Raw genomic sequence first — 10303 nt, forward strand, 5'->3', positions numbered from 1 at the left:
AGGAACTTGCATGATTCAAGTAAGTAATGTAGGTCTTCGCTATGGCGATCGTAAACTATTTGAAGACGTAAATATAAAATTCACACCGGGGAATTGCTACGGTTTAATCGGGGCAAATGGTGCTGGTAAATCAACATTTTTAAAAATTCTTTCTGGTGAAATTGAAGCACAAGAAGGTCACGTATCAATGGGTAAGGACGAACGTTTATCAGTCCTTAAACAAAACCACTTTGAATACGATGAATTCAATGTATTAGATACAGTTGTTATGGGTAACAAACGTCTTTGGGAAGTAAAAGCTGAAAAAGACGCTATCTATGCAAAAGAAGACTTTTCTGATGAGGATGGCATGCGTGCTGCTGAATTAGAGGGTGAATTCGCTGACCTAAATGGTTGGGAAGCTGACTCAGAAGCAGCAACATTATTAAACGGGTTAGGGATTGGCGACGAGCTTCACTATATGCTAATGGCTGACCTTGAAGGTTCTGACAAAGTCAAAGTATTATTAGCACAAGCTCTGTTTGGTAAACCAGACGTTCTATTACTAGATGAGCCTACCAACCACCTTGACTTAAAAGCAATCCAATGGTTAGAAGAATTCTTAATTAACTTTGAAAATACAGTTATTGTTGTATCCCATGACCGTCACTTCTTAAACAAAGTATGTACACATATTGCTGACCTTGATTTCTCTAAAATCCAATTATATGTTGGTAACTATGACTTCTGGTATGAGTCTAGCCAATTAGCACAAAAAATGATGGCAGACCAAAACAAGAAAAAAGAAGAAAAGATTAAAGAGCTACAAGCATTCGTTGCTCGTTTCTCTGCGAACGCTTCAAAATCAAGCCAAGCGACTTCTCGTAAGAAAATGTTGGATAAAATCGAGCTTGACGACATTAAACCTTCTAGCCGAAAATATCCATTCATCAACTTCCAAACTGGACGCGAAATCGGTAATGATGTGTTAACAGTGGAAGGCCTTACAGCAAGCAATGAAGGCGAAACACTATTTAAAGATATTCGCTTTTCAATGAACAAAGAAGATAAAATTATTTTACTTGGTAATCCAATGGCAAAAACAGCTCTTCTTGATATTTTAATGGACGAAAGAAAAGCAGATGCTGGTACATTCAAATGGGGCGTAACAACATCTCAAAGCTACTTTGAAAATGATCACGATAAATACTTCGAAGGTTCAGAGAAATCATTAGTGGAATGGTTACGCCAATATTCTCCTGATGATGAAACAGAAAGCTTCTTACGTGGCTTCTTAGGTCGTATGCTATTCTCTGGTGAAGAAGTGAAAAAATCTCCTTCAGTTTTATCAGGGGGCGAAAAAGTTCGTTGTATGCTATCTAAAATGATGCTTGCAACTGCAAACGTTGTTTTACTAGATGAACCAACGAACCACCTTGACCTTGAATCTATTCAAGCACTAAACGAAGGACTTATGCGCTTCAAAGGTGCGATGCTCTTCACATCTCATGACCATCAGTTCATCCAAACAATTGCGAACCGTGTCATCGAAATCCGTGAAGACGGCACAATTTTAGATAAACTATTAACTTATGATGAATTCCTAGAGTGGAAAGATAGCCAAGGCTTAAACTAATCCATTCCTATATAAAAATACTCTCCCATTACGTTTGGGAGAGTATTTTTTTGTATACTTTATTTATTATTAACCAAATACTTGAAATGAGTTTGTTTAAAATAGTAAACCGAGGATCTTTCAATATTAGGATTCCATCCAATTATTTTATTGATAACAAAAAAATCCAGTAAAGATGATGAGAAAATAATTCACTAATTTCTTCATACCTTCATCACCTTGTATCAACAAAAATGCTCTAATACGTAACCGTCAAATCCGTAATAAAAGCTGGTTTTTTATACTCATATACTTTTGTTATTTCTTTATTATCCAAGTCATACTTATAGATACACTGTATTTTAGAAATTATACCGTCAAAACTAACATCTTCTGCATTTTTAGGTATACCCGAAAAATAAATAAATCGCTCATTTTTTGACAATACCGCTAGCCTTCTTTGACCAATCTCTGATAATAAGGGATTCTTACTTTTATTAATCATTTGATCTGTTAATATGGTAGTTAATGTTTTGTCTGTAAGAGATAACTGATAAATGCCGCTTCCTTCATCTTCATTTATATTTGCCCCTCCAAGAATAACAGTATTCCCATTAGGTCCATATGCCATCGAATCGATATTGACGGCTTTTATATTCGCTACCAAATTCATGTCAGAGCCATCTAAATTCATTTCATATATTGAATAGACAATTTGCCCTAAAGGTACACCAGCATCATTTGCAGCCTTCCTTCTTGCTGTATTCTCTTCCTCAGAGACAAATGCACCAATAATTTTGTCTTTAGAAGTATCATACATTTCTACAGCACGGTCAGGTTGTTTTGTATCAAATACAATAGAATTCTTCTTTTTCACATCTATTTTCGAAATCTTGGAAACAGGGAATGTTGCCCCTAGTATTTCACTGTAGATGGTGATGTTATCACCAAATCTAGGAATAAGTTGTCCTAAAGTATCATTTGTAACTTGATAAGTTTTTTTATCGTTTCTGTCTAATAAATAAATCTCCCAAGGTCCTTCACCTTTTGCACTTGTATAGGCAAGATATTGTTTATTGTCTGAAAGTGATGCATGTAACCAAACCTCTTCATTATTAACTAATTCGTTTACTACATTTTTTTCAGCATTTATCTCCACTACGCTACTTTTGCCTTCCTTATCAAATACAGAAACAATGAGTTCTTCATTATCATTAATAGGTGTACTATTCTCTTCATTTTTGTTAATAGGTGTACTGTTCTCTTCGTTTTTATTAATAAGCGTGCTGTCGTCTTCTTTCTTTTGACATCCAAACAAAACTAATATCAACGATAAAAAAATGATAATATTGACACCCACTGTTTTCCTGCAAATACAAATAAATCTATACATTATGTACTTCATCCTTTGCGAAGTTATTTTAGAATTGCATTATCACATGCCAATAACCATCAAAATACTACATTTTATTTTGATATGGTACTCAGTTATTTTCAGTTATTTTTTTAATCTATACAACTTATTTCCCCTAATTAAGAAGAATCTAATTTCAATCAGAATCAATAAAAAAAGTCAGTTTACGCCCGAAAAGATTGTGTAAACTGACTTTTCATCTCCATAAAAATAGATAATCTATAATTCCTAATTAACACCAAATTTCAGCTTATGTTAGTTTTTTATACATTATAATATGTGGACCGATTGGGGGATAATCATATACTTCGCCATTAATGTTAAAACCTAATTTACTGTTGTACTGAAGTTCTTGCTTTGCACCATAAAAAATCGATATTTTGTTCTGTTAATACATTTATTGTATAGTCAATAATCTGTCTTCCGGCTCCTAACATTCGAAATTCTTGAAGCGTCCTATTCCTCGTAAACGATATTGATTTTCAATGCTAAAATTAGGATTTTTCTCGATACAAAAAGTTGCTATACTAATCAATTCCCCCTGGTAAAACGCACCAATATGAAATGCACCTTCTTTATGATCCGTAGTATATACACAGTCTTCAACTGTCATGTTAGGACGTAAGATTTTATGTCTAAGTTTATAAGTCATTACTGGTTTAATTTTTTCAACCGTTACCATAATACCCCTCCTATTTTTACAAATAGTAGATATACGTAAATCGGCCACCCAGTAATTAATTGAACGTTGTTTGAAAATGTTGTTGGAGTATATCTCACGTTCTTCCACCAGTGTAGTTCATACTTCATCTTTGTGCTCATCTAAAAATATGGTGTTTAACCTTTTTCTTTCAGAGATTGCCAGCAAAATCAAATAGAATATCCATAGCGCAACAATACCAGGCAACCAAACAAATAAACTTACACAATGATTTGGAAGAATACTTGCAAGGTATATAGCTACTATCCCAATAAAGGAGCCACCTTTTATAGCAATTCTATTCATTGCTAAATATGTACTCCTTAAATGATGAGGAACTATATTATCCAAGTAAGATTGGTGTAAACAGATAACAGTTTATCTGTTGCACTAAAATTATTGCATTTCTTTTGTTGGCCCCAATACACCTGGTACTGGTAAACCTGCTTGACGTAGGAGCACCGTCATTTGTCCACGATGATGTGTTTGATGGTCGACCATTACACGTAATATTGCACCTCTAGCTATTGGTCCAGTGAAGCCTTTTACTTCCTCCAGCAAGTCTTCATTTGATAGCTTTGCCGCTTCCTCTTTCACACTACTTGCTACATTTTCGTAAGCAGCTACAATTTCAGCAGCTGTAGATTCTTGTCGAATCATTGGCACTTTTAAACCTGCTAAATAACTGAAATAACCAGCAGCTCCAACTAAATGCCAACCTAACCAACCTAGTGAGCTATGACCTTCCACGATGCTTTGCTCTAGCTTGTCATCTGTTATAGCTTTTAATACTTGAAGAGTACCTTGTGCTGATGCTGACCACTCATTAAAAAAATCATCTACTTGTCGATACATATAAATGCCCCCCATTTTTCGTAAATTCATTTCAATCATATTAAATTCTAAACTTTCTTACAAGTTTCTAACATCAAGTTTACATAATATAATTATTTTGTATTCTATTATAACTATTCATTTCAGTTACTTCTTACATCTCTTTCGTCAAAACAAGTATACGACTCTTTAAATTGTAAAATCATGTATAATAGCTTTTATCTTAAATTGAAAGAGGTATTTTATGTTTTCCCCATTAAAAAAAGGCGATACCATTGGCATTTATTCGCCCTCCAAACCAGCTACAACTATTGCAAAAGCACGCTATGAACGAGGTAAGGAGCGTCTACAAGCACTCGGCTTTACTATACAAGAAGGCTCTTTAACTGGAAAAGCAGATTTTTATCGCTCCGGTACACCGAAAGAACGAGCAGAAGAGCTTAATGCCCTACTTCGTGATCCCCTCATCAAAATGATTTTACCAACTATGGGTGGTACTAACGCCAATAGTATGCTTCCCTATCTAGACTACGAAGCGTTTAAGCAGAATCCCAAAATACTTATAGGTTTGTCTGATGTTACCGCTATACTTCTCGCAATGTATGCAAAGACTAGTATTCCTGTCTTTTATGGACCTTCTGTTGCTTCTACATTTGGTGAATTCCCACCTTTTGTCCATTATACAGAGCAATATTTTAAAGATTTGTTTTTACAGTCATTATCATTTCCCTATAACATGCCAATCCCACCTATTTGGACTGATGATCGTCTAAACTGGTTAGAAAAGACGAAGGAGAAAACTCAGCATCACAATGCATGGATTACCGTTCAACCTGGCATTGCTGAAGGTCGTTTAATTGGTGGAAATATAAATACGATGTACGGTTTCATTGGAACACCTTACTTCCCTCACATTCATGAGGGTGATATTTTACTTCTTGAGGATACTTCTAAAACAATTGCTGTTGTTGAGAAAAATTTTGCCATGCTAAAACTACATGGCATTTTCGACAAAGTTTCAGCAATTATTTTAGGTAAACATGAACAGTATGATGATTTGGGAACCGGGAGACAGCCATATGATGTATTGCTAGAGCAGCTAGATGGACGTACTATACCTATTATCGCGGATGTTGATTGTTGTCACACTCACCCCCTTCATGCCATGCCGATCGGTTTACGTGTACGCGTCAATGCAACTAGTAAAGAGATTACCTTTCTAGAAAACTGGTTTTCATAACATTCGTATAACCTATAGACTTCGCGTATAATGAAGGAAAATACTGATGGAATCTGTGAATGAGCCCTAATATAAAGTAGGAAATTGCTTAATGCTTGAACAATTCAATCGATTCGACTTCTATCACTACTGGAGCATCTGTCTATTATGATGATATTTAACATTCACGCTCAGAGGGTATAATGACGGCAACGATATATTTTGTGTAGCAGACACAATGGTGACAACTAATAAGAATCGTTTGTCATTACCTCTACCCTACAAAAAAATTGAATATGAATTACTTCACAGGCGTCCTGCTTGGGCGCTTTTCATTTTTAGGTAAGGAGGGGTTTTATGAATGATATACATAGGCCAACAACAGATGAGGAATTGACAGAAGAAGAATTGATTGAGCTTGTCCTCGCTGAACAGCAAAAGGCGTTAGCACTAGAACAAGAAGAACGTCAGCAAGGAAAAAAGCCTAAAAAACAAAAACCGATTGTCAAATGGATTGTCTGGAGTATGGCATTTGTGTTGTTTTTGAATACATTTGCACTTATCTTTCAAATATACTCCATTCCAGCTCTTGAATTTTTGAAGGTGTCTGCTCGGCTATCCGTGCAAGAAGATATAAGAACCTATAAAAAAGCTGTTGTAGAGATCTCTACAGGTTCTAGTAAAGGCACTGGTTTTTCGATTTCTTCGGATGGACTTATCGTAACCAATGCACACGTAGTTGAAAATGCTCAATCATTAGTCGTCATTTTCCCTGAGGAAGGTTTAATGGGTGCGAAGTTACTGCAAAGTTTCCCAGACGTAGATTTAGCTTTATTACAAGTAACGGGTGACAAATTACCTTCCCTCTCACTTGCTGAGAATCCTACCTATAGCAAAAATGAGCATGTCTATTTCATTGGTAATCCCCTAGCTTTTACGGGCATTGCAAATGAAGGCACTTTACTGGAATCAACATACATTGAGGATTGGCAGGAACCTGTTATGATGATGAAAGCTCCTGTTTATCGGGGAAATAGTGGCAGTCCTGTCATTAATGCTGCTGGTGAAGTTATCGGAATCGTCTTTGCAACGGCGAAAAAAGATCCTTATGGTCGTGTCGGTTTGTTTATACCTGTTCAAGTACTACAGCGTATACTAAGTAAATAATTCCCCGAAAGGTTGCTTGTTCTCTAAATTAACGAGACAAGCAATTTATTTTGTTTACATAATAAAATTATTTATTTATAGAGAACAAAATGAGAAAACTGCCCGCCTTCTCCTCTTTCACTTTTCTAAGTTTTTTCGAAGAGCATTGAGATTAACGGCAGTATGTAAACACTTTCGTATAACTAGTTCACTAGCGTTCATATTTTGTAACTCTCAAATGTTCGAAGAAAGCAAAAAAAGACATCCTATATCAATAGGATGCCTTAATTTAACGGAAGTAATTTTAATTACTGAGAATTAAAGTTTAGTTACGTTAGCAGCTTGTGGTCCGCGGTTGCCATCTACAACTTCGAATTCCACTTTTTGACCTTCGTCAAGTGTTTTGAAACCTTCGCCTTGGATAGCTGAGAAGTGTACGAATACGTCGTTTTCACCTTCAACTTCGATGAATCCAAAACCTTTTTCTGAGTTAAACCATTTTACTGTACCTTGTTTCATTTAAGAAAACCTCCAAAAAATAAAAGTGAACAATATGTAATTTCTTCAGCGAATGAAAAAATTCACATATTACAAAGAGTACCGAACTAACGCGATCACTTTTTGTAATATGTGAATTCATGTTTCCGGTGAAGCAATTAAATTGTTAAACTAAGTATAACCGTCATTCATAATTTTGTCAAATAAAGAAAATGTTTTTTTTGTTAATTTCTAAATATTTTTTCTATTTCTCGGATTTCAAAACGATAATACCGTGATATATTTGTACATCATCATCACAGGCTTCACAAAAAACACTTTCATCCTCTGACCAGAAAGCCCAAAATCTCCCTTCTTTCGTTACCTCATTGTCATATGTTATTCGGAAGTGCTGCAGTTTTCTTTGTAATGCTGCCTCAAATTGCTCCTCCGTTTCAAATGTTTCATTTGTTTGAATAAAAGCCTCCCAGCCTTCAAACTTCCACCAAGGCTCATAATCAGCTTTCATGTAAATGATTGTATACATATTTGCCACATTCCCTGCTGTAATAAGATATTTTCATTTTAGCAAAGACATTTGAAATGTCTATTAAAACACTCCGGAATATGCTATTATTGCCTTATTATTCATTATTTTTGGGAGGTATTTTTTATGTTTTCAAGCATTCGACCTAAGGCCGAACTCGAAGAATTATTAAAGCGTGGTACAAATTTAAATGCAACTGGCCGTTTTAATAAAACACTAGCATTTAACCATTTTAATGCTCAAGATGAAGAGAATTTAAAAACTCTCTACAATAAATTAAAAGATATCACGCCTTCAATGAACGCTATATTTAATAGCTATTTAAGTGAAATCTCTCTCTCCTCTCAGCTAACAATTAGTGAAGAAAATATTAATCGATACTTAACTCAATTTTTCTTAGCTACTCGTGATGATGAATATGTGGATGAAACCGTTAAATTTTTCAATTTATTCAGAAAGAATCAATATGAGCCAGGTAAGTTAATCGTCGTCTTCAATCAATTTGCATTTTATATTACTACATATATTTTACATAATTTTGGTTTAAAACCTAAAAAAGCATTTGAATATATGAAATCTTTCCAATCTGCAGTTAATGTTGACCAGGAATTACTCATCGAAGTATTAACAGAACGTACTATTGAAAATGTAGTCGCTGAAATTTCCTCTCTAATGGATGTCAACGCAAAAATCATGTACATGAAAGATTTAGTATTTAGCTTAGATAAACAAAACGAAGAAATCCAATCCTCTACCGCAGCAACTGAAGAAATTGCCGCTTCTATTAATGAGGTTGCTCGAATGTCTTCCCGTATCTCTGAAAAAACAACTGAATCTGTTGATCACGCTGTACAAGGAAGAAATGCAATTGAGCATGCCCTTTCTGAAATCTTTAAAACAGGAGAGACATTTACATCGATTGTTGAGTCCTTTGCAGAATTACAAAAACGGGTAAATGATATCGAAAATGTTGTAACGTTAATAAACCAAATTGCCGATCAAACGAATTTACTTGCGTTGAACGCATCTATTGAGGCTGCACGTGCAGGTGAACATGGTAAAGGCTTCGCCGTAGTTGCACAGGAAGTTCGAAAGCTTGCTGAAGGAACGGTCTCAGCGCTTAGTGAAGTATCCACAAATGTACAGCATTTAAAGAGCTATTCAAATGATGTGTCAAACTCAATTACTGAAACGACAGAGATTATTAAAGAAGCAACAGTGGAAGCTAAAGAATCGTTACCATTGTTAAATGCGATAGTAAGTGCCATTGAAGGTATTAATCTGGATGTTACAAATACAGCTGCAATCTCACAGGAACAGGCAGCAGCTATCGATGAAGTATCAGCAAGAATGATTGAAATTTCTAACCTTCAAGATGATATTCGTGAATATAGCCATAACACCTCTAGTGATATACACTCATTAGGGAAAGAAATTAATCGTTTCCGCAATGATATTATTTCCAATAATAATGTTCAGCTATCATCTATAGCACTTTTACAATTATCAAAAGCCGATCATATTTTATGGAAATGGCGCATTTATAATATGTTCCTTGGACTTGAAAATGTCGAGCCAAGTGATGTTTCTTCGCATACAGATTGTCGTCTCGGTAAATGGTATACAGCTGCTCGCACTGTAGAACGTTTCGGACACTTGCAGGAGTATCGTGAATTAGACGCCTATCATTTACGTGTTCATGAATCGGCGAAGATTGCAGCTGAGGCTTTTAAGGTTGGGAATGTTCAACAGGCTGAAGTTCATTTAAAAGAAGTAGATCAAGCTTCGAAGCAGGTTCTCTACTATATCAATAATCTAATTACATATTTAGAAAAAGAACGTGTAATGCACTAAGCATAATGGAGGGCTCTCCGCTCTTTAACAACTAGGAGGTGTTAGCTTGAACAAGCGAGCGCTAATTAAATTTTTCGGAGATGTTTATGGAACTGGCTACCGTTTTTTCATTAAACAAAAAGCGATTGAGCTAGGATTAAAAGGATTCTGTAAACTAAATGATCAAGATCAAATTGAGGTTGAAGTAGAAGGTTCAAAAAAAGCGATAGATGAATTTTTAGTATTTGTTCAAAAGGGTGTTAGCCCTCAAGCAGATTCCAATTCATTTACATTAGAGCTTTTTGATGATTTAAAAGGTTATGCACGCATGGAGTCAGACATTGTTTAGTCTGGCTCCTCTTTTTTTAGTGCTGAAATATCAAGGTGTATTGAGTAGGATTGGGGTAAATTCCCCAAAAGTATTGTTAGTTTAATAGAAAATAATTCATTACTTTTTATTCATTTGGCTCATCACCAAAAGTCGTGGGTGACAAAATCAACGACCTGTTTCTAAACGTAAACGAAGGAAAAAACGGTCT

At 35.2% G+C, this 10303-nt stretch carries 11 protein-coding genes; 5 read left to right on the top strand and 6 right to left on the bottom strand.

All coding sequences use genetic code 11. From position 1 onward, the window contains the following. The first annotated feature begins 10 nt into the window (after positions 1-10). Positions 11-1615 (top strand): ABC-F family ATP-binding cassette domain-containing protein, encoded by a 1605-nt coding sequence (locus tag AMS59_RS21195; protein ID WP_053485697.1) that lies wholly within the window; start codon positions 11-13, stop codon positions 1613-1615. A 238-nt stretch (positions 1616-1853) separates the two neighbouring features. On the opposite strand, the gene AMS59_RS21200 is transcribed toward AMS59_RS21195, so the two are convergent. The 4 genes from AMS59_RS21200 to AMS59_RS21215 form a co-directional block, all read right to left on the bottom strand. After that, entirely contained in the window at positions 1854-2987 is a 1134-nt protein-coding gene (locus AMS59_RS21200; RefSeq protein ID WP_053485698.1) for a hypothetical protein, read from the bottom strand. A gap of 451 nt (positions 2988-3438) precedes the next feature. Beyond that, positions 3439-3690 carry a hypothetical protein gene (locus AMS59_RS26510; protein WP_234007873.1) on the bottom strand — a complete coding sequence of 84 codons (252 nt, stop codon included), beginning with the start codon at positions 3688-3690 and terminating at the stop codon, positions 3439-3441. 117 nt (positions 3691-3807) lie between these two features. Further along, positions 3808-4014 (bottom strand): hypothetical protein, encoded by a 207-nt coding sequence (locus AMS59_RS21210; protein ID WP_053485699.1) that lies wholly within the window; start codon positions 4012-4014, stop codon positions 3808-3810. A gap of 90 nt (positions 4015-4104) precedes the next feature. After that, a complete protein-coding gene (locus AMS59_RS21215; RefSeq protein ID WP_053485700.1) occupies positions 4105-4563 on the bottom strand; it encodes a DinB family protein in 459 nt (152 codons plus the stop codon). Positions 4564-4786: 223 nt separating this feature from the next. Between AMS59_RS21215 and AMS59_RS21220 the strand changes: the two genes are divergently transcribed. Both AMS59_RS21220 and AMS59_RS21225 read left to right on the top strand, forming a co-directional pair. Then, positions 4787-5782, top strand: a complete 996-nt coding sequence (locus AMS59_RS21220) for a S66 peptidase family protein (protein ID WP_053485701.1) — start codon at positions 4787-4789, stop codon at positions 5780-5782. A gap of 336 nt (positions 5783-6118) precedes the next feature. Then, on the top strand, positions 6119-6928 hold the full coding sequence (locus AMS59_RS21225; RefSeq protein ID WP_053485702.1) for a S1C family serine protease: 810 nt from the start codon (positions 6119-6121) through the stop codon (positions 6926-6928). A gap of 297 nt (positions 6929-7225) precedes the next feature. On the opposite strand, the gene AMS59_RS21230 is transcribed toward AMS59_RS21225, so the two are convergent. Both AMS59_RS21230 and AMS59_RS21235 read right to left on the bottom strand, forming a co-directional pair. Further along, positions 7226-7426 carry a cold-shock protein gene (locus AMS59_RS21230; protein WP_004230088.1) on the bottom strand — a complete coding sequence of 67 codons (201 nt, stop codon included), beginning with the start codon at positions 7424-7426 and terminating at the stop codon, positions 7226-7228. A gap of 223 nt (positions 7427-7649) precedes the next feature. Continuing rightward, positions 7650-7931 carry a DUF1033 family protein gene (locus tag AMS59_RS21235; protein WP_053485703.1) on the bottom strand — a complete coding sequence of 94 codons (282 nt, stop codon included), beginning with the start codon at positions 7929-7931 and terminating at the stop codon, positions 7650-7652. 126 nt (positions 7932-8057) lie between these two features. Here AMS59_RS21235 and AMS59_RS21240 point away from each other — a divergent pair, with 126 nt between their 5' ends. Together AMS59_RS21240 and AMS59_RS21245 are read left to right on the top strand one after the other, a co-directional pair. Further along, positions 8058-9785: a globin-coupled sensor protein gene (locus AMS59_RS21240; RefSeq protein WP_053485704.1), complete on the top strand. Its 1728-nt coding sequence runs from the start codon at positions 8058-8060 to the stop codon at positions 9783-9785. Positions 9786-9831: 46 nt separating this feature from the next. After that, complete coding sequence (locus AMS59_RS21245) at positions 9832-10113, top strand: acylphosphatase (protein WP_053485705.1); 282 nt, start codon at positions 9832-9834, stop codon at positions 10111-10113. The last annotated feature ends 190 nt before the right edge of the window (positions 10114-10303 follow it).

This window comes from Lysinibacillus sp. FJAT-14745 (assembly GCF_001275675.1).
Lineage (GTDB): Bacteria > Bacillota > Bacilli > Bacillales_A > Planococcaceae > Lysinibacillus.